This window comes from Streptomyces sp. NPDC002076, from assembly GCF_053593835.1.
On record NZ_JBSFDI010000043.1, the window covers coordinates 15,462 to 38,341 of the forward strand.

Here is a 22,880-nt window from a genome sequence, read left to right on the forward strand (position 1 = left end):
GCCATGCGGGTCGGGGCCGTCATCATCACCATGGGCAACCGCCCCGATGAGCTGCGGGCCCTGCTCGACTCGGTCGCCAAGCAGGACGGCGGGCCGATCGAGGTGGTCGTCGTCGGCAACGGCTCGCCGGTCCCGGACGTGCCCGAAGGCGTACGGGCGATCGAGCTGCCCGAGAACCTGGGCATCCCCGGCGGCCGCAATGTCGGCATAGCGGCCTTCGGCCCCGGCGGCCGAGATGTCGACATATTGCTGTTCCTCGACGACGACGGCTTGCTCGCCCGCCACGACACCGCCGAGCTGTGCCGCGAGGCCTTCGCCGCGGACCCGGAGCTCGGCATCATCAGCTTCCGCATCGCCGACCCCGAGACCGGCGAGACCCAGCGCCGCCACGTACCCCGGCTGCGCGCCTCCGACCCGATGCGCTCCTCCCGGGTCACCACCTTCCTGGGCGGCGCCAACGCCGTCCGTACCCGGGTGTTCGCCGAGGTCGGCGGGCTGCCGGACGAGTTCTTCTACGCCCATGAGGAGACCGACCTGGCCTGGCGGGCCCTCGACGCCGGCTGGATGATCGACTACCGGTCGGACATGGTGCTGTACCACCCGACGACCGCGCCCTCGCGGCACGCGGTCTACCACCGCATGGTCGCCCGCAACCGCGTGTGGCTGGCCCGCCGCAACCTCCCCGCCCCGCTGATCCCCGTCTACCTCGGGGTCTGGATGCTGCTCACGCTGGTCCGCCGCCCCTCCCGTCCGGCCCTGCGGGCCTGGTTCGGCGGGTTCAGGGAGGGCTGGACCACCGCGTGCGGTCCTCGCCGCCCGATGCGCTGGCGCACGGTGTGGCGGCTGACCCGGCTGGGCCGGCCTCCGGTGATCTGAGAAGCTTCTCTTACCTGAAGAGAGCAAGCTTCTTACCCAAGAGAGTCCGGATTTCCACTCGTGAGTCACACAACCCATGACGGCGGTGCCGCGGTGAGCGCGATACCGTCGCCCGACGACGGGCTGACGGCGGCGCAGCTCGCCGCCAAGTACGGGCTCGCCGTGAGCGGCGCCCGGCCCTCGCTGCCCGAGTACGTCCGCCAACTGTGGGGGCGGCGCCACTTCATCCTCGCCTTCTCCCAGGCGAAGCTGACGGCGCAGTACAGCCAGGCCAAGCTCGGCCAGCTGTGGCAGGTGGCGACGCCCCTGCTGAACGCGGGCGTGTACTACTTCATCTTCGGCGTGATCCTGCACGCGAGCCGCGGCCTGTCCCAGGACGTGTACATCCCGTTCCTGGTCACGGGCGTGTTCGTGTTCACCTTCACGCAGAGCTCGGTCATGTCGGGTGTCCGGGCGATCTCCGGCAACCTGGGCCTGGTGCGCGCCCTGCACTTCCCGCGCGCCTCGTTGCCCATCTCCTTCTCGCTGCAGCAGCTCCAGCAGTTGCTGTTCTCGATGATCGTGATGGTCGTCGTGGCGATCGGCTTCGGCAGCTATCCGAGCCCCGCCTGGCTGCTGATCGTGCCGGTCCTGCTGCTGCAGTTCCTGTTCAACACGGGGCTCGCGCTGATCGTGGCCCGCATGGGCGCCAAGACGCCGGACCTCGCCCAGCTGATGCCGTTCATCCTGCGCACCTGGATGTACACGTCCGGCGTGATGTTCTCCATCAACAAGATGATGGAGGGCCGCTCCGAGATCGCGGTCCGGCTGCTCCAGGTCAACCCGGCCGCGGTCTACATGGACCTGATGCGCTACGCGCTGATCGACGGCTACGGCGCCTCGAACCTGCCGCCGCACGTGTGGGCCATCGCGCTGTTCTGGGCCGTGGCCGTGTTCGCCGGCGGTTTCGTGTACTTCTGGAAGGCGGAGGAGAGGTACGGCCGTGGTTGAGCAGAGCGCCGAGCGGAACGCGGACCAGCTCACCGGGCAGCACACAGGGGAGCGTCGCCCCACCGTCATCGCGGACGACCTGCACATCGTCTACCGCGTCAACGGCGCCAAGACCGGCAAGGGCAGCGCGACGGCCGCCCTGAGCCGCATCGTCAAGCGCGGCGGGGAGCGCGGGGTGCGCAAGGTGCACGCCGTGCGCGGCGTGTCCTTCGTGGCCTACCGCGGCGAGGCCATCGGCCTGATCGGCTCCAACGGCTCCGGCAAGTCCACCCTGCTGCGTGCCATCGCCGGCCTGCTGCCCGCCGAGAAGGGCAAGGTCTACACCGACGGCCAGCCCTCGCTGCTCGGCGTCAACGCGGCCCTGATGAACGACCTGACCGGTGAGCGCAACGTCATCCTCGGCGGTCTCGCCATGGGGATGTCCCGGGAGCAGATCAAGGAGCGCTACCAGGAGATCGTCGACTTCTCGGGGATCAACGAGAAGGGTGACTTCATCACACTTCCGATGCGCACATATTCCTCCGGTATGGCAGCCCGGCTGCGGTTCTCGATCGCCGCCGCCAAGGACCACGACGTCCTCATGATCGACGAGGCGCTCGCCACCGGTGACCGCAAGTTCCAGAAGCGCTCCGAGGAACGCATCCGGGAACTGCGCAAGGAGGCCGGCACGGTGTTTCTGGTCAGTCACAACAACAAGTCCATCCGTGACACCTGCGACCGCGTCCTGTGGCTGGAGCGCGGCGAGCTGCGCATGGACGGACCGACCGAAGAGGTCCTGAAGGAGTACGAGAAGTTCACGGGCAAGTAGCCCGTTTCGGCCAAGGCTCCGCCGGAAACAGTCCGGCGGGGCCCGGCCTGCGCAAAGGAACCGTCAACTCCGTTTTCCGGCAGGAATCTTGGAGCCAATCGGTGTGTTGTTGTGATGTGCAGGACACCCCGACGGACCTTGCTGCGTTGTACAACGTAAGCTGTACCGGTGCCGGAAAGCGGCAAGTGGGGCGATAATGCGCGACACCCTGCGCCAGGGCGACCCCGCCGATTGCCGGGCGGCGTGTCCGAAATAGTGTCTATTGGGTCGGCAGTGTAGAACGGGAGATGTGACGGCAATGGCTACGGAAACTCCCCAGCTCAACGCAGCATGTGCCGTCCCCGCGCCGGGCAGCGCCCGATGACGGCCACCGAAACGGCGCCGGATCCGGAACGCGCCACCCTGGACAAGGCCACGAGCGAGAACTTTCCCGTGGCCCCCTTCTTCCTGCCCAAGGCCTGGCGCGACGATCTCATGGCCGTCTACGGCTTCGCCCGTCTCGTCGACGACATCGGCGACGGCGACCTGGCCCCCGGCGGCGCCGACGCCCGGCTGCTCGGCGTGTCGCCCGCCGAGGCCGAGGACCGGCTGGTCCTGCTCGACGCCTTCGAGGCCGACCTGCGCCGGGTCTTCGACGGCACCCCGCACCACCCGCTGCTGCGCCGCCTCCAGCCCACCGTCCGCCGCCGCTCCCTCACCCCCGAGCCGTTCCTCGGTCTGATCGCCGCCAACCGCCAGGACCAGCTCGTCACGCGCTACGAGACTTACGACGACCTGCTCGCCTACTGCGAACTGTCCGCCAACCCCGTCGGCCGCCTCGTCCTCGCCGTCACCGGCACCTCGACCCCCGAGCGGATCCGGCTGTCCGACGCGATCTGCACCGCGTTGCAGATCGTGGAACACCTCCAGGACGTCGCGGAGGACCTCGGCCGCGACCGGATCTACCTCCCGGCCGAGGACATGAAGCGCTTTCATGTCCAGGAAACGGATCTCTCCGCGAAAACCGCGAGCGCATCGGTGCGCGCCCTGGTTGCATACGAAGCACAACGCGCCCGCGTTCTGCTGAATGAAGGCGCCCCCCTGGTGGGTAGCGTCCACGGCAGGTTGAAGCTGCTGCTCGCAGGGTTCGTGGCGGGGGGAAGGGCGGCGATCAGGGCGATCGCCGCCGCCGAATACGACGTACTTCCCGGCCCGCCCCGACCCGGCAAGGTCCAGTTGCTGCGTGAGGCGGGCGTGATCCTGCGAGGAGAGGGGTGATCCGGACCGTGGATTCTCCGTCGCACGTGTCCGCACCGGTACTCGCCGCCTACAGCTACTGCGAGACCGTCACCGGGCAGCAGGCACGCAACTTCGCCTACGGCATCCGCCTGCTGCCCACGCCCAAGCGCCGCGCCATGTCGGCGCTGTACGCGTTCTCCCGGCGCGTGGACGACATCGGCGACGGCGACCTGGCCGACGAGGTGAAGCTGAAGCGGCTGGAGGACACCAGGGCGCTGCTCGCCCGGGTCCGTCAGGACGAGGTCGAGGAGGACGACACCGACCCCGTCGCGGTCGCTCTCGCCCATGCCGCACGCGCTTTCCCGATCCCGCTCGGCGGCCTCGACGAGCTGATCGACGGCGTCCAGATGGACGTACGCGGCGAGACCTACGAGACCTGGGACGACCTGAAGGTCTACTGCCGCTGTGTCGCCGGTGCCATCGGCCGGCTCTCGCTCGGCGTGTTCGGCACCGAACCGGGCGCGCGCGGCGCCGAGCGCGCACCCGAGTACGCGGACACCCTCGGCCTCGCCCTGCAGCTGACCAACATCCTCCGAGACGTCCGTGAGGACGCGGCCGGCGGCCGTACCTATCTGCCCGCCGACGACCTCGCCAAGTTCGGCTGTTCGGCCGGCTTCGACGGGCCGACGCCGCCCGAGGGTTCCGACTTCGCGGGCCTCGTGCACTTCGAAGTACGGCGGGCCCGCGCCCTTTTCGCCGAGGGCTACCGGCTGCTGCCCATGCTCGACCGGCGCAGCGGCGCCTGCGTCGCCGCCATGGCCGGCATCTACCGCCGGCTGCTGGACCGCATCGAGCGCGACCCGGAGGCCGTGCTGCGCGGCCGGGTCTCGCTGCCCGGACGCGAGAAGGCCTATGTCGCCGTACGCGGTCTGTCCGGCCTGGACACCCGGCATGTGAGCCGCCATGTCTCCCCGCGTTCCGTCAGGAGGCGCGCCTGATGGACCTCACCGAACCAGGGGACATGCGGCAGGCAACCCTCCACTGCGGCGTGGCGTCCCTGACTGCGACGGCCGAGCGTGCACGGTTCCACCTGCACGCTCGGTACGCTTGGAAGGACGCACCATGAGCGAAGGCTCACGCCCCGCAAAGGCGCACGGCACCGCGGAACCCGAGGGCGCGGCAGGCCGGCGCGCCGTCGTGGTCGGCGGCGGGCTCGCCGGGATCACCGCGGCGCTCGCGCTCGCCGACGCGGGCGTCCGCGTCACCCTGCTCGAAGGCAGGCCCAGGCTGGGCGGCCTCGCCTTCTCCTTCCAGCGCGGCGACCTGACCGTGGACAACGGCCAGCACGTGTACCTGCGCTGCTGCACCGCCTACCGCTGGTTCCTCGACCGGATCGAGGGCGCGGCGCTGGCACCGCTGCAGGACCGCCTGGACGTGCCCGTCGTCGACGTCGCCAAGCCCGAGGGCAGGCGGCTCGGCCGGCTGCGGCGCGACCCGCTGCCCGTCCCCCTCCACCTGGGGCGCAGCCTGGCCGCCTATCCGCACCTCTCGCTCGCCGAGCGCGCCGCGGTCGGGCGGGCCGCGCTCGCGCTGAAGGGGCTCGACCTCGCCGATCCGACCCTGGACACCCAGGACTTCGGCAGCTGGCTGGCCGCGCACGGCCAGTCGGCGCGCGCCGTCGAGGCCCTGTGGGACCTGGTCGGGGTCGCCACCCTCAACGCGGTCGCGGGCGACGCCTCGCTGGGGCTCGCCGCGATGGTGTTCAAGACCGGTCTGCTGTCCGACCCGGGCGCGGCCGACATCGGCTGGGCCCGCGTCCCGCTGGGCGAACTGCACGACCGGCTGGCCCGCAAGGCGCTCGACTCCGCGGGCGTCCGTACCGAGGTCCGTACACGCGTCACCTCCGTCTCTATCAACGAGAACGGCACCTGGAGCGTTCAGGTTCCCGGCGATCGCCTGGAAACCGACGCCGTCGTCCTCGCCGTACCCCAGCGCGAGGCCCACGACCTGCTGCCGCCCGGCGCCCTCGACGCGCCCGAGCAGCTGCTGGGCATCGGCACCGCGCCGATCCTCAACGTCCATGTCGTCTACGACCGCAAGGTGCTCGCGCGCCCCTTCTTCGCGGCCCTCGGCACGCCCGTGCAGTGGGTCTTCGACCGCACCGACGCCTCCGGGCTGACCGAGGGTCAGTACCTGGCGCTGTCCCAGTCGGCCGCGCACGGAGAGATCGATCTGCCGGTCGCCGAACTGCGCGAACGCTATCTGCCGGAGCTGGAGCGGCTGATTCCGGGTACCCGGGGCGCCGTGGTGAAGGACTTCTTCGTGACCCGGGAGCGTACGGCCACGTTCGCCCCCACCCCCGGCGTCGGGCGGCTGCGGCCCGGCGCCCGCACCAAGGCCCCCGGCCTGTACCTGGCCGGAGCGTGGACCGCCACCGGGTGGCCCGCGACCATGGAGAGTGCGGTCCGCAGCGGAGTGAGCGCGGCCGACGCGGCGCTCAGCGCCCTGGGCCGGCCCCGCCCCCGCCATCTCTTCGAGTTCGAGGAGGCGGCCTGATGCTCGATCAGAAGCCCGCGGCAGGCCCCCGCACCCCCGGTACCGCAACAAGAGGAGAGACTGTGCCCACTGTGCCCCCGGCCTCGACGCCCGTCCCACGGGCCGCGGTGGACGTGACCGCGCTGCTGGAGCGCGGCCGGACCCTGGCCACTCCGGTCCTGCGTGCGGCCGTCGACCGGCTGGCGTCACCCATGGACACCGTCGCCGCCTACCACTTCGGCTGGATCGACGCCCAGGGCAATCCGGCCGACGGCGACGGCGGCAAGGCCGTGCGTCCCGCGCTCGCCGTGCTCTCCGCCGAGGTCACTGGCGCCGCGCCCGAGGTGGGCATCCCCGGCGCCGTCGCCGTCGAACTCGTCCACAACTTCTCGCTGCTGCACGACGACCTGATGGACGGCGACGAGCAGCGCCGGCACCGCGACACCGTCTGGAAGGTGCACGGCCCCGCCCAGGCGATCCTGGTCGGCGACGCCCTGTTCGCCCTCGCCAACGAGATCCTGCTGGAGCTCGGCACCGTCGAGGCCGGCCGCGCCACCCGCCGGCTCACCACCGCCACCCGCGCCCTCATCGACGGTCAGGCGCAGGACATCTCCTACGAGCACCGCGACCGGGTCAGCGTCGAGGAGTGCCTGGAGATGGAGGGCAACAAGACCGGCGCGCTGCTCGCCGCCTCCAGCTCCATCGGCGCGGTCCTCGGCGGCGCGGACGACGCCACCGCCGACGCGCTGGAACGGTACGGCTACCACCTCGGCCTGGCCTTCCAGGCGATCGACGACCTGCTCGGCATCTGGGGCGACCCGGAGGCCACCGGCAAGCAGACCTGGAGCGACCTGCGCCAGCGCAAGAAGTCCCTGCCGGTCGTCGCCGCCCTCGCGGCCGGCGGCTCCGCCTCCGAGCAGCTCGGCGAGATCCTCGCCGCGGACGCCAAGAGCAGCGACTTCGAGAACTTCTCCGAGGAGGAGTTCGCGGCCCGCGCGGCTCTCATCGAGCGGGCCGGCGGCCGCGACTGGACGGCCGAGGAAGCACGCCGACAGCACACCATCGCCATCGAAGCCCTCGACGCCGTCGACATGCCCGGCCGGGTACGCGACTCCTTCACGGCGCTCGCCGACTTCGTCGTCGTACGAAAGAGATGATCACTATCGGCCCAACACGCCTCGCGTAGTCGCCGGCCGGTGTCCGAGGATCGACATCAGGACACCGGCCGACGGCGGACCCACAGCAGCACGACTCGCACGACTGCACGAAGGGGAAGCCATGACAGCGACGACCGACGGAAGCACCGGGGCGACTGTGCCGTCCCGCGCTGCCGCGGCCAGCGAAACCACCGCCATCACCACACCCGAGGCGGCCGGGGTACAAGAAGCCGCCGCACGCGCCACCCGGCGCGCCACCGACTTCCTGCTCGCGCGGCAGGACGCCCAGGGCTGGTGGAAGGGCGACCTGGAGACCAACGTCACCATGGACGCCGAGGACCTGCTGCTCCGCCAGTTCCTGGGAATCCGCGACGAACAGACCACGCAGGCCGCCGCGAAGTTCATCCGCGGCGAGCAGCGCGAGGACGGCACCTGGGCCACCTTCTATGGCGGGCCCGGCGAACTGTCCACCACTGTAGAGGCCTATGTCGCCCTGCGCCTGGCCGGCGACACACCCGACGACCCGCACATGGCGAAGGCCTCCGCCTGGATCCGTGAGCGCGGCGGTATCGCCGCCTCCCGTGTGTTCACCCGGATCTGGCTCGCCCTGTTCGGCTGGTGGAAGTGGGAGGACCTGCCCGAGCTGCCGCCGGAGCTGATCTACTTCCCCACCTGGTTCCCGCTCAACATCTACGACTTCGGCTGCTGGGCGCGGCAGACGATCGTGCCGCTCACCGTCGTCTCCGCCAAGCGCCCGGTGCGCCCGGCGCCGTTCCCGCTGGACGAGCTGCACACCGATCCGGCGAACCCCAACCCGCCGCAGCCGCTCGCCCCCGTGGCGAGCTGGGACGGGCTGTTCCAGCGGCTCGACAAGATGGTCCGCGGCTACCGCAAGGTCGCCGTGCGCAGACTCCGCAGGGCCGCGATGAACTCGGCGGCCCGCTGGATCATCGAGCGGCAGGAGAACGACGGCTGCTGGGGCGGCATCCAGCCCCCGGCCGTGTACTCGGTCATCGCCCTGCACCTGCTCGGCTACGACCTCGAACATCCCGTGATGCGCGAGGGCCTCGCCTCGCTGGACCGGTTCGCCGTCTGGCGCGAGGACGGCGCCCGGATGATCGAGGCCTGCCAGTCCCCGGTGTGGGACACCTGCCTGGCCACCATCGCCCTCGTCGACGCGGGTCTGCCCGTCGACCATCCGCAACTGGTCAAGGCGGCCGACTGGATGCTCGGCGAGGAGATCGTCCGGCCCGGCGACTGGGCCGTACGGCGGCCGGGGCTCCCGCCGGGCGGCTGGGCGTTCGAGTTCCACAACGACAACTACCCCGACATCGACGACACCGCCGAGGTCTCCCTCGCGCTGCGCCGGGTCAGGCACCACGACCCCGAACGCGTGGACCACGCGATCGGCCGTGCCGTGCGCTGGAACCTCGGGATGCAGTCGAAGAACGGCGCGTGGGGCGCCTTCGACGTCGACAACACCAGCCCGTTCCCGAACCGGCTGCCGTTCTGCGACTTCGGCGAGGTCATCGACCCGCCGTCGGCCGATGTCACCGCGCACGTCGTGGAGATGCTCGCCGCCGAGGGCCTCGCCCACGACCCGCGCACCCGGCGCGGCATCGACTGGCTGCTCGCCGAACAGGAGCCGGACGGCTCGTGGTTCGGCCGCTGGGGCGTCAACTACATCTATGGCACGGGCTCGGTGGTGCCCGCGCTGACCGCGGCCGGGCTGCCCGGCTCGCACCCGGCGATCCGGCGGGCCGTGGCCTGGCTGGAGAGCGTGCAGAACGACGACGGCGGCTGGGGCGAGGACCTGCGCTCCTACAAGTACGTCAAGGAGTGGAGCGGCCGCGGCGCCTCCACGGCCTCGCAGACCGCGTGGGCGCTGATGGCGCTGCTCGCGGCGGGGGAACAGGACTCCAAGGCCGTCGAGCGCGGCATCCGGTGGCTCGCGGACACCCAGCGGGAGGACGGCACCTGGGACGAGCCGTACTTCACCGGCACCGGCTTCCCCTGGGACTTCTCGATCAACTACCACCTCTACCGGCAGGTCTTCCCGCTCACCGCGCTCGGCCGGTATCTGCACGGCGACCCCTTCGAGCGCGGCCTCCTCACCCGGAAGCCGCTGTCCGAGGCGAAGGGGAGCTGACTTGACCACCCGGCCCGCACCCGTCCCGCTGCTGATCGCCTGCGCGCTCGGCATCGAGCACCTCGCCCTGCGCACCGGGGACAGGAGCGGGGCGGACGGGCCGGTCAGCTTCCTCCGTACGGGCATGGGCCCCCGTGCGGCGGAACGCTCCCTCACCCGGCAGCTCGCGGTCCCGGCGCTGGCCGGCGCGGCCGTACTGGCCACCGGCTTCTGCGCCGGGCTCGCCCCCGGCATGCACCCCGGCGACCTGGTGGTCGCGGAGGAGACCCGGGACCCGCGCGGCGCAGTCCCCTGCGTCGGCACCGAACTGCTCGTCAAGGAACTCGTGCGCATCCTGCCCGGACGCACGGTCCACACCGGCCCGCTCACCGGCTCCGACCATGTCGTCCGGGGCCATGAGCGGTCCGACCTGCTCGCGACCGGCGCGATCGCGGTCGACATGGAGTCGGCGGCCACGCTCCTCACGGCCGTCCGCGGCGGTGAGCGCCCGGTCGCGGCCGTACGGGTGGTCGTGGACGCTCCCGAACATGAACTCGTCCGGATCGGCACCGTACGCGGTGGAATATCGGCTTTCCGTGTTCTTCGTTCTGTTCTTCCCGCATTCTTCGAATGGCACCGTTCTTTGCTGCTCCCCCGGAGGTGAGCCAGATGGCCATGCCGTTGCGTCAGACCGTCAAGGTCGCTACATACCTGCTCGAACAGAAGCTCAAGAAGAGGGACAAGTTCGCCCTGCTGGTCGAGCTGGAGCCGCTGTTCGCGTGCAACCTCAAGTGCGAGGGCTGCGGCAAGATCCAGCATCCGGCGGGCGTCCTCAAGCAGCGCATGCCCGTCGCCCAAGCCGTGGGCGCGGTGCTGGAATCCGGTGCGCCGATGGTGTCCATCGCCGGTGGAGAACCGTTGATGCACCCTCAGATCGACGAGATCGTACGGCAGTTGGTCGCCAGGAAGAAGTTCGTGTTCCTGTGCACGAACGCGCTCCTCATGCGCAAGAAGATGGACAAGTTCAAGCCCTCGCCGTACTTCGCGTGGGCCGTGCACATCGACGGGCTGCGCGAGCGGCACGACGCCTCCGTGGCGAAGGAGGGCACCTTCGACGAGGCGGTCGAGGCAATCAAGGAGGCCAAGCGGCGCGGCTTCCGGGTGACCACCAACTCCACCTTCTTCAACACAGACACCCCGCAGACCGTCATCGAGGTGCTGAACTACCTCAACGACGACCTGAAGGTGGACGAGATGATGCTCTCGCCCGCCTACGCCTACGAGAAGGCCCCCGACCAGGAGCACTTCCTCGGCGTGCAGCAGACCCGCGAGCTGTTCAAGAAGGCCTTCGCGGGCGGCAACCGCAGGAAGTGGCGGCTCAACCAGAGCCCGCTCTTCCTGGACTTCCTGGAGGGCAAGGTCGACTTCCCCTGCACGGCGTGGGCGATCCCGAGCTACTCGCTCTTCGGCTGGCAGCGCCCCTGCTATCTGATGAGCGACGGATACGTGTCCACGTACCGCGAACTCGTCGAGGAGACCGACTGGGACAAGTACGGCCGCGGCAAGGACCCGCGCTGCGCCAACTGCATGGCGCACTGCGGCTACGAGCCGACTGCCGTACTCGCCACGATGGGCTCCCTGAAGGAGTCGCTGCGGGCCGCGCGCGAGACGATGACGAGCGGAAAGCAGGGCTGACGCGATGACCGCCGTGCCCTTGGGCGTTCCCGAGGTACCGGCCCGGCCCGTCGCGCCGCGGCGGCAGTCGCGGCAGATCCACGTCGGTCCGGTGGCGGTCGGGGGCGGGGCCCCGGTGTCGGTGCAGTCGATGACGACGACCCGTACGTCGGACATCGGCGCCACCCTGCAGCAGATCGCCGAACTCACCGCGTCCGGCTGCCAGATCGTCCGCGTCGCCTGCCCCACCCAGGACGACGCGGACGCCCTCGCGACCATCGCGCGCAAGTCGCAGATCCCGGTGATCGCGGACATCCACTTCCAGCCGAAATACGTCTTCGCGGCCATCGAGGCCGGCTGCGCGGCGGTCCGGGTGAACCCGGGCAACATCAAGAAGTTCGACGACCAGGTGAAGGAGATCGCGCGCGCCGCCAAGGACCACGGCACGCCGATCCGGATCGGCGTCAACGCCGGCTCCCTGGACCGACGGCTGCTGCAGAAGTACGGCAGGGCCACCCCGGAGGCGCTGGTCGAGAGCGCTCTCTGGGAGGCCTCCCTGTTCGAGGAGCACGACTTCCGGGACATCAAGATCTCGGTCAAGCACAACGACCCGGTCGTGATGATCGAGGCCTACCGGCAGCTCGCCGAGAGCTGCGACTACCCGCTGCACCTGGGGGTCACCGAGGCCGGCCCGGCGTTCCAGGGCACGATCAAGTCGGCCGTCGCCTTCGGGGCGCTGCTGTCCCGGGGCATCGGCGACACGATCCGGGTCTCGCTCAGCGCTCCGCCCGCCGAGGAGGTCAAGGTCGGCATCCAGATCCTGGAGTCGCTCGGCCTGCGGCAGCGGCGCCTGGAGATCGTCTCCTGTCCGTCCTGCGGGCGGGCCCAGGTGGACGTCTACAAGCTCGCGGAGGAGGTCACGGCGGGCCTGGACGGCATGGAAGTGCCGCTCAGGGTCGCGGTCATGGGGTGCGTGGTGAACGGTCCCGGCGAGGCCCGTGAGGCCGACCTCGGAGTTGCCTCGGGCAACGGAAAGGGGCAGATCTTCGTCAAGGGCGAGGTCATCAAGACCGTCCCCGAGTCGAAGATCGTGGAGACCCTGATCGAGGAGGCCATGAAGCTCGCCGAGCGGACGATTCCCGCAGACGAATGAGTTGAGCACAGCACGGCACGGACCGAGAGGGGGCCCAGCGTGACCATTCTGGAGACCATCCGGACACCACGCGACCTGAAGGCGCTGTCCGAGGCGAAACTCGGCGAACTGTCCCAAGAAATACGCGAGTTCCTGGTGCAAGCGGTATCGAGGACCGGCGGTCACCTCGGACCCAATCTGGGGGTGGTGGAACTCTCCATCGCACTCCACCGGGTCTTCGAGTCACCGGTCGACCGCATCCTGTGGGACACCGGCCACCAGTCCTACGTCCACAAGCTGCTGACCGGGCGTCAGGACTTCTCCAAGCTGCGCGGCAAGGGCGGACTGTCCGGCTACCCCTCGCGCGAGGAGTCCGAGCACGACGTCATCGAGAACAGCCATGCCTCCACCGCGCTCGGCTGGGCCGACGGCCTCGCCAAGGCCAACCAGGTGCAGGGGGACAAAGGGCATGTGGTCGCGGTCATCGGCGACGGCGCGCTGACCGGCGGCATGGCCTGGGAGGCGCTGAACAACATCGCGGCCGCCAGGGACCGCCCGCTGATCATCGTCGTCAACGACAACGAACGCTCCTACGCCCCGACCATCGGGGGCCTCGCCAACCACCTGGCCACCCTGCGCACCACCGACAGCTACGAGAAGGTCCTCGCCTGGGGCAAGGACGTACTGCTGCGCACCCCGATCGTCGGGAACACCATCTACGAGTCCCTGCACGGCGCGAAGAAGGGCTTCAAGGACGCCTTCGCCCCGCAGGGCATGTTCGAGGACCTGGGCCTGAAGTACGTCGGCCCGATCGACGGCCACGACATCAAGGCCGTCGAGTCGGCGCTGCGCCGCGCGAAGCGCTTCCACGGCCCGGTCCTGGTCCACTGCCTCACCGAGAAGGGCCGCGGCTACGAGCCCGCCCTCGCCCACGAGGAGGACCACTTCCACACCGTCGGCGTGATGGACCCGCTGACCTGCGAGCCCCTCGCACCGGCGGGCGGCCCTTCCTGGACCTCGGTGTTCGGTGACGAGATCGTGAGGATCGGCGAGGAGCGGGACGACGTCGTCGCCATCACGGCGGCCATGCTGCACCCGGTCGGTCTCGGCCGGTTCGCCGAGCGCTTCCCCGACCGCGTCTGGGACGTGGGCATCGCCGAGCAGCACGCGGCCGTCTCCGCGGCCGGCCTCGCCACCGGTGGGCTGCATCCGGTCGTCGCCGTGTACGCCACCTTCCTCAACCGTGCCTTCGACCAACTGCTGATGGACGTCGCGCTGCACCGCTGCGGAGTGACCTTCGTCCTGGACCGGGCCGGTGTCACCGGCGTGGACGGGGCCTCCCACAACGGCATGTGGGACATGTCGATCCTCCAGGTCGTCCCCGGTCTCAGGATCGCCGCCCCGCGCGACGCGGGCCAGCTGCGGGCCCAGCTGCGCGAAGCCGTCGCCGTGGACGACGCGCCCACCCTGGTGCGCTTCCCGAAGGAGTCGGTCGGCCCCGACATCCCGGCACTCGACCGGGTCGGCGGCATGGACGTCCTGCACCGCGCCGAACGCCCCGAGGTGCTGCTCGTCGCCGTCGGCGTGATGGCCCCGGTGTGCCTGCAGGCCGCCGATCTGCTCGAGGCGCGCGGCATCAACTGCACGGTGGTGGACCCCCGGTGGGTCAAGCCCGTCGACCCCTCGCTGCCGGGCCTCGCCGCCGAACACCGGCTGGTGGCCGTGGTGGAGGACAACAGCCGCTCCGCGGGCGTCGGTTCGGCCGTGGCGCTGGCCCTCGGCGACGCCGACGTGGACGTGCCGGTACGGCGGTTCGGCATTCCGGAGCAGTTCCTCGCGCACGCCAAGCGCGGCGAGGTGCTGGCCGACATCGGTCTCACGCCCGTCGAGATCGCCGGGCGGATCAGCGGGAGCCTGGCCGTCAAGGACGCGGGCGGGCCGGCCAAGGAGAGTGAATGAGCACGGAGTTCGACCTCGGCGCGCTGCTCGCCGAGCGCGGAGCCGAACGCTACGAGCTGCACACCAAGCACCTCAATCCGCAGCTCCCACGGATGCTGCACACCATCGGCTTCGACAAGGTCTACGAGCGGGCCGAGGGCGCCCACTTCTTCGACGCGGACGGCAACGACCACCTGGACATGCTCGCCGGGTTCGGGGTGATGGGCCTCGGCCGCCACCACCCGGTCGTCCGCAAGGCGCTGCACGACGTGCTCGACCTGGACCTCGCCGACCTCACCCGCTTCGACTGCCAGCCACTGCCCGGACTGCTCGCCGAACGGCTCCTCACCCACAGCCCGCACCTGGACCGGGTGTTCTTCGGCAACAGCGGCACGGAGGCCGTGGAGACGGCGCTGAAGTTCGCCCGGTACGCCACCGGCAAGCGCCGCATCCTCTACTGCGACCACGCCTTTCACGGCCTGACCACCGGCTCCCTGTCGGTCAACGGCGAGAGCGGCTTCCGGGACGGCTTCGCCCCGCTGCTGCCCGACACCGCCGTACCGCTCGGGGACCTCGACGCCCTGGCGCGGGAGCTGAAGAAGGGCGACGTGGCCGCCCTGATCGTGGAGCCGATCCAGGGAAAGGGGGTGCACGAGGCGCCGCCCGGCTATCTGCGCGCCGCGCAGGAACTGCTGCACAAGCACAAGGCGCTGCTCATCGCCGACGAGGTGCAGACCGGTCTCGGCCGCACCGGCGACTTCTACGCCTACCAGCACGAGGACGGCGTCGAACCCGACCTGGTGTGTGTGGCCAAGGCGCTGTCCGGCGGATACGTCCCGGTCGGCGCCACCCTCGGCAAGGACTGGATCTTCAAGAAGGTCTACTCGTCCATGGACCGGGTCCTGGTCCACTCGGCGAGCTTCGGCTCCAACGCGCAGGCCATGGCCTGCGGACTCGCCGTGCTGTCGGTCATGGAGAACGAGCAGATCGTCGCGGGCGTGCGCAAGACGGGCGAGCTGCTGAAGTCCCGGCTGACCGCACTGGTCGACACGTACGAGCTGCTCGCCGACGTCAGGGGCCGGGGCCTGATGATCGGCATCGAGTTCGGCAGGCCGTCCTCGCTGAAGCTGCGCAGCCGCTGGACCATGCTCCAGGCCGCCCGCAAGGGACTGTTCGCGCAGATGGTCGTCGTACCGCTGCTGCAAAGGCACCGGATCCTCACCCAGGTCTCCGGCGACCATCTGGAGGTGATCAAGCTGATCCCGCCGCTGATCATCGACGAGGCGGACGTCGAGCGGTTCATGGACGCGTTCACGGCCGTCATGGACGACGCGCACAGTGGCGGCAGCCTGATGTGGGACTTCGGCAAGACCCTGATCAAGCAGGCGGTGGCCAACCGCTGACCCCGCGGTCCGTGCCCGCGCCCGGCACCGGCATCGGCCCGGTGCGGAGCGCGGGCACGGGCCCGCCGGGAGGGCCGTACCGCTAGGGTCCGATCTCGAACTGCGGCGGCTTGACGTCCTTGAGACATCCGGTGTCCGGTGCGGCCGGGGTGTCGAGGAACGAGCGGGTGATCGCCTGCGCGCACGGCGACGCGGCGAACGTCACATGGGCGGTGTAGGGGACCGTGACGACGGTGGCCCGGCTCAGCGTCCGGGCGACGTACGGCCCGTTGTCCGCCCCGGTCTGGGAGTCGAACCCGCCGGACAGGGCGAGGGCGGGGATGTCGCTGCGCGTGACGTCGCGGACCGAGTGCGGCGCCGCGGGGACGTTCCAGACGGCGCAGTCCGGGCGGAGGAAGGTGAGCTGCGGAGCCTGGGCCAGCACCGAGCGGGGGAACGACGGGAACGCCTCCCGCCCTCCTCGGATCGCCTCGGCCCGGCTCTCGTACGGCACCCATTCGCTGCAGAAGACGCCGTAGGCGAGCCCGTGGGACACCCTTCCGGCGGCCTGGGGGCTGAGCTTGCCTCCTGCCCACTGCTCGGCGATCCGCCGCGGCCTGCCGTGGGCCAGCTCGTCGAGCGAGCGCGGCACCCCCTCCGCCACGTGGGTGGCGGAGGTCAGCCAGTTCACCAGGGCCCCGCCGTCCAGTACGACCTTCACCGGCGCCCGGCGCCCGGCGGCCGGGGACCGTGACCGTTGTGGTGACCGGACGGGCCTCAAGTTCGCGGACGAGGCGGTCGAAGGTGGCCGACAGGTGCGGATAGCGGCGGGCGCACGCGGGCTGTTCGGCGCAGGCCTTGAACAGACCGTCGAAGCCCTGCCGGGCGCTGCTCCAGGTCAGGGCCGAACCGGCCCTGGACGGTGGCAGGATGCCGTCGATGCCGACCGAACGGATGCCCTCCGGGTGCAGCCGCATGTAGAGGAGCGCCAGGTCGGTGCCGTAGGAGATGCCGAAGACGTTCCACTCCTTGAGGCCCAGGGCGAGACGCAGGTCCGCGTAGTCGGCGGCGCTCTCGGTGCCGTTGTAGGCGCCGAGGCCGACCCCGCGGCGTGCCAGGCGGCCACGGCAGGTCCGGGTCGCCTCGACGTGCAGGCGCTCGGTGGACGGGGCGTCGTAGACCAGGCCGACCGCGCGTGCGTTGAACGCGTCGATGCCGGGACAGGTGAGCGCCGGGTCGGCGGAGTACGTCCCCCGCTGGGACATGAGGATCAGGTCCCGGTCGCGGTTCAGGCCGCCGTCGACCGCCATCCGCGCCTCCCCGACCGCGTCGTCGCCGGGTCCGCCTGCGAACCACACGACGGGGTCGGCCTTCGGCTTGGCCGCGGTCGCCGGCACGATCGCCACGCCGAGAGTGATCGTCCGGCCGCCCCGCCGGGTGCGGTTCTCGGGCACCCTGAGCGTGCCGCAACGGGCTCCCTTCAGCGCGGGGACCGGCTCCGCGGTCTTCGGGCAGGGGCCCGGCACGAAGCGGGCATCGCCCACCGTCCGGGCGACGGTGCCGATCGCCGGCCCGGTGCCGGTGCCGTGCTGTGCGTGCGCGGGCGCCGCGAGCAGGCCGGTGACGAGGATCCCGGACGCGACCCGGGCCGACCCGGCCCGGAGCGGTGGCAGCGTGCGGCGACGGCGGGCCGTGGGGGTGAGTGCCATCTGCCCTCCGGGGCGATTCGGGACGATGGTGCCGACGCCACGGACCGGGACCGGGCGGCGGTCGGGGCATCGGGTGACGCGGCGCTGCTCGGTGCCGTACCGGCAGCCGCCAGGAGGGCAGGGCCGGCGGCGGCCGTCGCACCGCAGGACCGGCGCCCGGATTTCCGCAGTCGACATACCACCGCCGCTGTCCGCCCGGACGGCGCCCCGGTGATCTGGGCGGGTCGCACCTTTGGACCCTAACGGGACCGGCGACAGCGCGCATACGCAGCGCGGATCGTCCGGCGTGGCGGCGATTTTGCCTCAGAGGCAACAAAATTGCCCAGCGGGCAAGAATGGGGCTGAATGGAGGCATGAACGCCTCAGACCTCGGGCCGCCGACAGGCCCGGGCGGCGAGTTGCCCGCCGTCGCACCGCAATTGCGGGCACTGCGGCGGCGCGCCGGCCTCACTCTGGAGGCCGCGGCCCGTGCCGCCGGGCTCTCACCGGCCCATCTTTCCCGGCTGGAGACAGGACAGCGGCAGCCGTCGCTGCCGATGCTGCTGGCCCTCGCCCGTATCTACAGTACGACCGTCTCCGAACTGCTCGGCGAGACGGCCGCCGACCGGGACGCGATCGTGCGGGCCGGGGACATGGAGCCGACCCGGGCGGGCGGCTGGACGTACTTCCAGGCCGGAGCGCCCGGCCGCGCCATGCAGGCCCTGCGCGTGCACGTGCCGTACGGCTCACAGGGCGACGTCGTGCGCGTCCACCCCGGCGAGGAGTGGCTCCACGTCCTGCGGGGCCGGCTGCGGCTGCGCCTCGGCGACACGGTGCACGTGCTCGCGCCCGGCGACAGCGCGCACTTCGACTCGCTCACCCCGCACCGCCTCGCCGCCGAGGACCACGACGGCGTCGAGTTGCTGTTCGTCCACACCCTGCTACAGAGCCCCACGGCCACGCTGTGCCTGGGGCCGCTGACCGGAGAGTTGCCATGAGCGACCTGGAGACGAAGTTCCCCCGTTCCCTGTGGATCCGTCTGATCATCTACATCGCCCTCGGCCATGTTCTGGCCGGGTTCCTCTTCCTGCTGTTCGCGCTGGGCGCGAAGAACTGACACGCCGGCCGGTCAGTCCAGCAGGCGCTCGCGCAGCGCGTCGCGGGACGCCGGGGTGAGACCGAGACCCCGTTCCAGGTATGTGTCGACCCCGCCCCAGGTCTCCTCGATGGTCTCGAAGGCCGCGTGGAGGTACTCGGCGCGGGCGTCGAAGAGCGGGCTGAGCAGCTCCATGATCTCCGGGGTGTACGCGGTGTCCGCGCTGCCGTTGCGGCGGACCTTGTAGCGCCGGTGCTTGGCGTTGGACTCCAGGTAGTCGGCGACGATCGCCTCGCGCTCCACGCCGAGTGCGAGGAGTGTCACGGCTATGGAGATGCCGGCGCGGTCCTTGCCCGCCGCGCAGTGCATCAGGGCGGGCACGCTGTCCTTGACGAGCGCGCGCAGCACCTGGGAGTGCTCGGCGGTGCGCTCCGTGACGATCGACCGGTACGAGGCGATCATCCGGGCCGCCCCCTTGCCGTCGGACAGGATGCCGCGCAGCTGGTCGAGATCGCCGTCGCGGACCATCTTCCAGAACTCGGCGCCGTCCGCCGGGTCGCTCAGCGGCAGGTTCACGTTCCGTACGCCGGGCAGCTCGACGTCCGGGCCCTCCAGCTTCTGGTCGGCCGCGTTGCGGAAGTCGAAGATCGTGTGCAGGCCCAGGGAGGCGAGGAAGGCGGCGTCGTCCTCCGTCGCGTGCGCCAGGTGCCCGCTGCGGAACAGCACGCCGTGACGAACCCGTCGTCCGTCCGTGGTGGGCAGTCCGCCCACGTCACGGAAATTGCGCACACCGGCCAGCTCCGGCTCGGTCGACGGGACCTGCTGCGTCACGGGGGCTCCTCCCGGTCGGGCCCCGCCGCCGCGGCTCGCCGGCGGGCACTCCGTCGACCATACGACATCGGTTTCCTCGGGCAAGGAGTTGTCCACAGGCATTGTCACCAGGGGCTCCGTCACCTGATGATGTTGGCACTTGAGCGGATCTGTTGGCACCTGTGAGGTCTTACGTGGTGGACATCGCCGAAGACGGTCGTACCTGGCTCCTCTCGGGGCCCACCAGTAGCTATGCGCTGCATCTCACCGACGCGGACGAGCTGCTCCACCTGCACTGGGGGCCACGCATCGCCCTCGCGGACGCGGATGCCCTCGCCGAGGACCCACTGCCCGGCTACTGGCCCTTCGAGTCCCCGCTGGACGGCCGCGAGGAGTACCCCGTGGAGGGCGGCCCCCGCTTCGTCCGCCCCGCCCTGTCCGTGCGCACCGAGGAGCGCCGCGGCACCGAGTGGCGTTTCGTGTCGTACGAGACGGAGGGCGACGAGCTGCGGCTGCGCTTCGACGACGACGGCCTCGCCGTCACCCTGCACTACCGGATGCGCGGTGACGTCGTCGAGCGCTGGGTCACGGTGGCGAACGGCACGCACGCGCGCGTGGAGCTGCTGCGGGCCGACGCGGCCACCTGGACGCTGCCCGACCGCGACGGCTGGCGGCTGTCCCAGCTGCACGGCCGCTGGGCCGCCGAGTCCCGCCTCACCACCGCCCCGCTCACCTACGGCGAGAAGGTCATCGGCAGCCGCCGCGGCCACACCGGCCACCAGCACCTGCCCTGGGTGGCGCTCGACACCGACGCCACCGAGGAGCTGGGCGAGGTCTACGGCTGCGCGCTCGGCTGGTCCGGCTCCTGGCGTATCGCGGTCGCGCAACTCCCGGACGCGCGCGTGCAGATCACGGGCGGCGCCGGCTACGACGACTCGGGGCTGCTGCTCCTCGAGCCGGGGGAGTCGTACACCACCCCCGTCTTCGCCGGGCTGTGGAGCGACGGCGGTTTCGGCGGCGCGAGCCGCACCTGGCACGCCTACCAGCGCGCCTACGTCATCCCGGACGCCGAGCGGGACCGGCCGGTGCTCTTCAACTCCTGGGAGGCGACGACCTTCGACATCTCCGAGGAGCAGCAGCTCGCGCTCGCCCGCCGGGCCGCCGGGATCGGCGTGGAGCTGTTCGTCGTGGACGACGGCTGGTTCGGCGCCCGCACCAGCGACCGCGCAGGCCTCGGCGACTGGACCCCCAACCCCGACCGCTTCCCGCACGGCCTGAAGCCCCTCGCCGACCAGGTGCACGGCCTCGGCATGCAGTTCGGCATCTGGGTCGAGCCCGAGATGGTCAACCCGGACAGCGACCTGTACCGCGCCCACCCCGACTGGGTGCAGTACCAGCCAGGACGGAAGCGGACGGAGCTGCGCAACCAGCTCGTCCTCAACCTTGCCCGCGAGGACGTCCAGGAGTACCTCTGGGAGCAGCTGGACACCCTGCTCTCCAGCGCGCCGATCGACTATGTGAAGTGGGACTTCAACCGGTGCTTCACCGACGCCGGCTGGCCCGGGGAGCCGTACCCGCAGCGTCTGTGGGTGGACCATGTCCGCGCCTTCTACGCCCTGCTGGACCGGCTGCGCGCCGCCCACCCGCAGGTCGCCTTCGAGTCCTGCTCGGGCGGCGGCGGCCGGATCGACCTCGGTGTCATGAGCCGCACCGACCAGGTGTGGACTTCCGACAACACCGACCCGCTCGACCGGCTCGCCATCCAGCACGGCTTCAGCCAGATCCACCCCGCCCGGGTCATGGCCGCCTGGGTCACCGACAGCCCGAACACCCAGCTCAACGGCCGGGTCAGCTCTTTGCGGTTCCGGTTCGTCAGCGCCATGGCGGGCGTCCTCGGGGTCGGCGGCGACCTGAACGAGTGGACCGACGAGGACCTGGCCGAGGCCGGGCGCTGGGTCGAGCTCTACAAGGAGATCCGCCCGGTCGTCCAGCAGGGCGAGCTGTACCGGCTGCGGCCGCCGGCCGGCGGTCTGAGCGCCGTCCAGTACGTCCTGGGCGAGGAGACGGTGGTCCTCGCCTGGCTCCAGGCGCAGAGCCACGGCGAGCCGGCGCCGGCGCTGCGTCTGCGCGGGCTCGATCCCACGGCATCGTACGAATGCCGTGAAACGGGTGAAGTTCACCGTGGTGCCGTCCTGCTGCACCACGGCCTGCGCAGCGGACTCAAGGGCGACCTGGACGCGACGGTCCTCCGACTGCGCCGCATCTGAGATTCCGGCGCGGGACCAGCCCTATTCCCGGATGGCAAACTATTTAAGGGTGTCACATCTCACCGTTCGTCAACCCCTCCTTACGGTCGCGTAGGTCACATCCGAAGGGGAATCATGGTCCGACGTGGCAGACGATTCGAAGAATGACAACAGATCAGTGATCGGGTCGTACGTGGCGGTGGGGGACAGCTTCACCGAGGGCGTCGGCGACCCGGGGCCCGACGGGGCGTTCGTCGGCTGGGCCGACCGGTTCGCGGTACTGCTCGCGGACCGGCAGCCCGAGGGCGACTTCAACTACACCAATCTCGCGGTCCGCGGGAAGCTGCTCGACCAGATCGTGCAGGACCAGCTCCCGAAGGCCGTCGAACTGGCCCCGGACCTGGTCTCCTTCTGTGCGGGCGGCAATGACATCATCCGGCCCGGCACCGACCCGGACGAGGTGGCAGAGCGCTTCGAACGGGCCGTGGCCCGGCTGACCGAGACGGCCGGCACGGTCATGGTGACGACCGGCTTCGACACCCGTGGCGTCCCCGTGCTCAAGCATCTGCGCGGCAAGATCGCAACGTACAACGGGCACGTCCGCGCCATCGCGGACCGGTACGGATGCCCGGTGCTCGACCTGTGGTCCCTGAAGTCCGTGCAGGACCGCAGGGCGTGGGACAGCGACCGGCTGCACCTCTCGCCCGAAGGGCACACGCGCGTGGCGCTGCGCGCCGGCCAGGTCCTCGGTCTGGAGGTCCCGGCCGACCCGGAGCAGCCGTGGCCGCCGCAGCCGCCCCGCGGCACCCTGGAGATCCGCCGCGACGACGTCCACTGGGCCCGCGAGTACCTCGTCCCGTGGATCGGCCGCCGACTGCGCGGCGAGTCCTCCGGCGACCATGTGACGGCGAAGGGCACCGTGTCGCCCGACGACATCAAGATGCGCATCGCTTCGGTGGCCTGACCGCATCGCCGTGCTCCGCACCGTGTGACTTGCGGTGCGGGGCACGGGTGTTCGTGGGTGGTGCGCCCGGCTCAGCCGTCGGCGAGCGTGCCTGGCCGGAGACGGCCCCGAAGCATGTGCAAACCGGACCTCACAGGCAATACGCCTAGAAGGCTCATGAAGATCTTGGGGTTCTGGCCCCGCCGCGTGAGCGGCGGGGCCAGACTCGTTTCGTGGTGATGGGGGAATGGGCCGGGGA

General features: G+C 70.8%; 20 protein-coding genes and 1 pseudogene. 18 read left to right on the forward strand and 3 right to left on the reverse strand.

The features are described from left to right. The first annotated feature begins 3 nt into the window (after window positions 1–3). From ACWCQS_RS44465 to ACWCQS_RS44530, 14 genes are all read left to right on the forward strand, one after another. The gene (locus ACWCQS_RS44465) at window positions 4–876 is read left to right on the forward strand and encodes a glycosyltransferase family 2 protein (protein ID WP_451009783.1); all 873 of its coding nucleotides are present in this window, start codon (window positions 4–6) and stop codon (window positions 874–876) included. Window positions 877–936: 60 nt separating this feature from the next. Further along, a complete protein-coding gene (locus ACWCQS_RS44470; protein ID WP_451009784.1) occupies window positions 937–1,866 on the forward strand; it encodes an ABC transporter permease in 930 nt (309 codons plus the stop codon). After that, window positions 1,859–2,674, forward strand: coding sequence for an ABC transporter ATP-binding protein (locus ACWCQS_RS44475; protein ID WP_451009785.1), 816 nt, complete (start codon window positions 1,859–1,861; stop codon window positions 2,672–2,674). The genes ACWCQS_RS44470 and ACWCQS_RS44475 overlap by 8 nt, the downstream gene beginning before the upstream one ends. 360 nt (window positions 2,675–3,034) lie before the next feature. Next, complete coding sequence (gene hpnC, locus ACWCQS_RS44480; protein ID WP_451009786.1) at window positions 3,035–3,931, forward strand: squalene synthase HpnC; 897 nt, start codon at window positions 3,035–3,037, stop codon at window positions 3,929–3,931. Continuing rightward, window positions 3,928–4,890, forward strand: coding sequence for a presqualene diphosphate synthase HpnD (gene hpnD, locus ACWCQS_RS44485; RefSeq protein WP_451009787.1), 963 nt, complete (start codon window positions 3,928–3,930; stop codon window positions 4,888–4,890). The genes hpnC and hpnD overlap by 4 nt, the downstream gene beginning before the upstream one ends. 23 nt (window positions 4,891–4,913) lie before the next feature. Further along, window positions 4,914–5,018, forward strand: coding sequence for a DUF6380 family protein (locus ACWCQS_RS44490; RefSeq protein WP_451009798.1), 105 nt, complete (start codon window positions 4,914–4,916; stop codon window positions 5,016–5,018). Then, the gene (gene hpnE, locus ACWCQS_RS44495; protein WP_451009788.1) at window positions 5,015–6,448 is read left to right on the forward strand and encodes a hydroxysqualene dehydroxylase HpnE; all 1,434 of its coding nucleotides are present in this window, start codon (window positions 5,015–5,017) and stop codon (window positions 6,446–6,448) included. Before ACWCQS_RS44490 ends, hpnE begins: the two co-directional genes overlap by 4 nt. 71 nt (window positions 6,449–6,519) lie before the next feature. Continuing rightward, a complete protein-coding gene (locus ACWCQS_RS44500) occupies window positions 6,520–7,584 on the forward strand; it encodes a polyprenyl synthetase family protein (RefSeq protein WP_451009799.1) in 1,065 nt (354 codons plus the stop codon). A gap of 121 nt (window positions 7,585–7,705) precedes the next feature. Next, window positions 7,706–9,733 carry a squalene--hopene cyclase gene (shc, locus tag ACWCQS_RS44505; protein WP_451009789.1) on the forward strand — a complete coding sequence of 676 codons (2,028 nt, stop codon included), beginning with the start codon at window positions 7,706–7,708 and terminating at the stop codon, window positions 9,731–9,733. 1 nt (window position 9,734) lies between these two features. Beyond that, a complete protein-coding gene (locus ACWCQS_RS44510) occupies window positions 9,735–10,376 on the forward strand; it encodes a phosphorylase family protein (RefSeq protein WP_451009790.1) in 642 nt (213 codons plus the stop codon). Between the two features lie 5 nt (window positions 10,377–10,381). Then, the gene (gene hpnH / locus ACWCQS_RS44515; protein ID WP_451009791.1) at window positions 10,382–11,407 is read left to right on the forward strand and encodes an adenosyl-hopene transferase HpnH; all 1,026 of its coding nucleotides are present in this window, start codon (window positions 10,382–10,384) and stop codon (window positions 11,405–11,407) included. Between the two features lie 4 nt (window positions 11,408–11,411). Then, on the forward strand, window positions 11,412–12,539 hold the full coding sequence (ispG, locus tag ACWCQS_RS44520; protein WP_388626913.1) for a flavodoxin-dependent (E)-4-hydroxy-3-methylbut-2-enyl-diphosphate synthase: 1,128 nt from the start codon (window positions 11,412–11,414) through the stop codon (window positions 12,537–12,539). Between the two features lie 39 nt (window positions 12,540–12,578). Then, a complete protein-coding gene (gene dxs / locus ACWCQS_RS44525; protein ID WP_451009792.1) occupies window positions 12,579–14,477 on the forward strand; it encodes a 1-deoxy-D-xylulose-5-phosphate synthase in 1,899 nt (632 codons plus the stop codon). Further along, the gene (locus tag ACWCQS_RS44530; protein WP_451009793.1) at window positions 14,474–15,859 is read left to right on the forward strand and encodes an aspartate aminotransferase family protein; all 1,386 of its coding nucleotides are present in this window, start codon (window positions 14,474–14,476) and stop codon (window positions 15,857–15,859) included. The genes dxs and ACWCQS_RS44530 overlap by 4 nt, the downstream gene beginning before the upstream one ends. Before the next feature lie 82 nt (window positions 15,860–15,941). Here ACWCQS_RS44530 and ACWCQS_RS44535 read toward each other — a convergent pair whose 3' ends face one another. After that, on the reverse strand, window positions 15,942–16,559 hold the full coding sequence (locus ACWCQS_RS44535) for an alpha/beta hydrolase (RefSeq protein ID WP_451009794.1): 618 nt from the start codon (window positions 16,557–16,559) through the stop codon (window positions 15,942–15,944). Between the two features lie 196 nt (window positions 16,560–16,755). Then, window positions 16,756–17,724, reverse strand: a pseudogene (locus tag ACWCQS_RS44540) (alpha/beta fold hydrolase); the annotation flags it as partial. A gap of 176 nt (window positions 17,725–17,900) precedes the next feature. Here ACWCQS_RS44540 and ACWCQS_RS44545 point away from each other — a divergent pair. Both ACWCQS_RS44545 and ACWCQS_RS44550 read left to right on the forward strand, forming a co-directional pair. Next, a complete protein-coding gene (locus tag ACWCQS_RS44545; RefSeq protein ID WP_451009795.1) occupies window positions 17,901–18,524 on the forward strand; it encodes a helix-turn-helix domain-containing protein in 624 nt (207 codons plus the stop codon). After that, on the forward strand, window positions 18,521–18,643 hold the full coding sequence (locus tag ACWCQS_RS44550; RefSeq protein ID WP_388626906.1) for a DUF6126 family protein: 123 nt from the start codon (window positions 18,521–18,523) through the stop codon (window positions 18,641–18,643). The genes ACWCQS_RS44545 and ACWCQS_RS44550 overlap by 4 nt, the downstream gene beginning before the upstream one ends. A 12-nt stretch (window positions 18,644–18,655) precedes the next feature. Here ACWCQS_RS44550 and ACWCQS_RS44555 read toward each other — a convergent pair whose 3' ends face one another. Next, complete coding sequence (locus ACWCQS_RS44555; RefSeq protein ID WP_451009796.1) at window positions 18,656–19,453, reverse strand: tyrosine-protein phosphatase; 798 nt, start codon at window positions 19,451–19,453, stop codon at window positions 18,656–18,658. 173 nt (window positions 19,454–19,626) lie between these two features. On the opposite strand from ACWCQS_RS44555, the gene ACWCQS_RS44560 reads away from it, so the two are divergent. Next, complete coding sequence (locus ACWCQS_RS44560; RefSeq protein WP_451009800.1) at window positions 19,627–21,699, forward strand: alpha-galactosidase; 2,073 nt, start codon at window positions 19,627–19,629, stop codon at window positions 21,697–21,699. 157 nt (window positions 21,700–21,856) lie between these two features. Then, a complete protein-coding gene (locus ACWCQS_RS44565; RefSeq protein ID WP_451009797.1) occupies window positions 21,857–22,642 on the forward strand; it encodes an SGNH/GDSL hydrolase family protein in 786 nt (261 codons plus the stop codon). The last annotated feature ends 238 nt before the right edge of the window (window positions 22,643–22,880 follow it).

Excerpts from the sequence above, each read along its gene's own strand:
- ACWCQS_RS44465 (WP_451009783.1), top strand. The coding sequence starts at position 4 with ATGCGGGTCGGGGCCGTCATCATCACCATGGGCAACCGCCCCGATGAG.
- hpnE (WP_451009788.1), top strand. The coding sequence starts at position 5,015 with ATGAGCGAAGGCTCACGCCCCGCAAAGGCGCACGGCACCGCGGAACCC.
- ACWCQS_RS44550 (WP_388626906.1), top strand. The coding sequence starts at position 18,521 with ATGAGCGACCTGGAGACGAAGTTCCCCCGTTCCCTGTGGATCCGTCTG.
- hpnC (WP_451009786.1), top strand. The coding sequence starts at position 3,035 with ATGACGGCCACCGAAACGGCGCCGGATCCGGAACGCGCCACCCTGGAC.
- ispG (WP_388626913.1), top strand. The coding sequence starts at position 11,412 with ATGACCGCCGTGCCCTTGGGCGTTCCCGAGGTACCGGCCCGGCCCGTC.
- ACWCQS_RS44530 (WP_451009793.1), top strand. The coding sequence starts at position 14,474 with ATGAGCACGGAGTTCGACCTCGGCGCGCTGCTCGCCGAGCGCGGAGCC.
- ACWCQS_RS44545 (WP_451009795.1), top strand. The coding sequence starts at position 17,901 with ATGAACGCCTCAGACCTCGGGCCGCCGACAGGCCCGGGCGGCGAGTTG.
- ACWCQS_RS44490 (WP_451009798.1), top strand. The coding sequence starts at position 4,914 with ATGCGGCAGGCAACCCTCCACTGCGGCGTGGCGTCCCTGACTGCGACG.
- shc (WP_451009789.1), top strand. The coding sequence starts at position 7,706 with ATGACAGCGACGACCGACGGAAGCACCGGGGCGACTGTGCCGTCCCGC.
- hpnH (WP_451009791.1), top strand. The coding sequence starts at position 10,382 with ATGGCCATGCCGTTGCGTCAGACCGTCAAGGTCGCTACATACCTGCTC.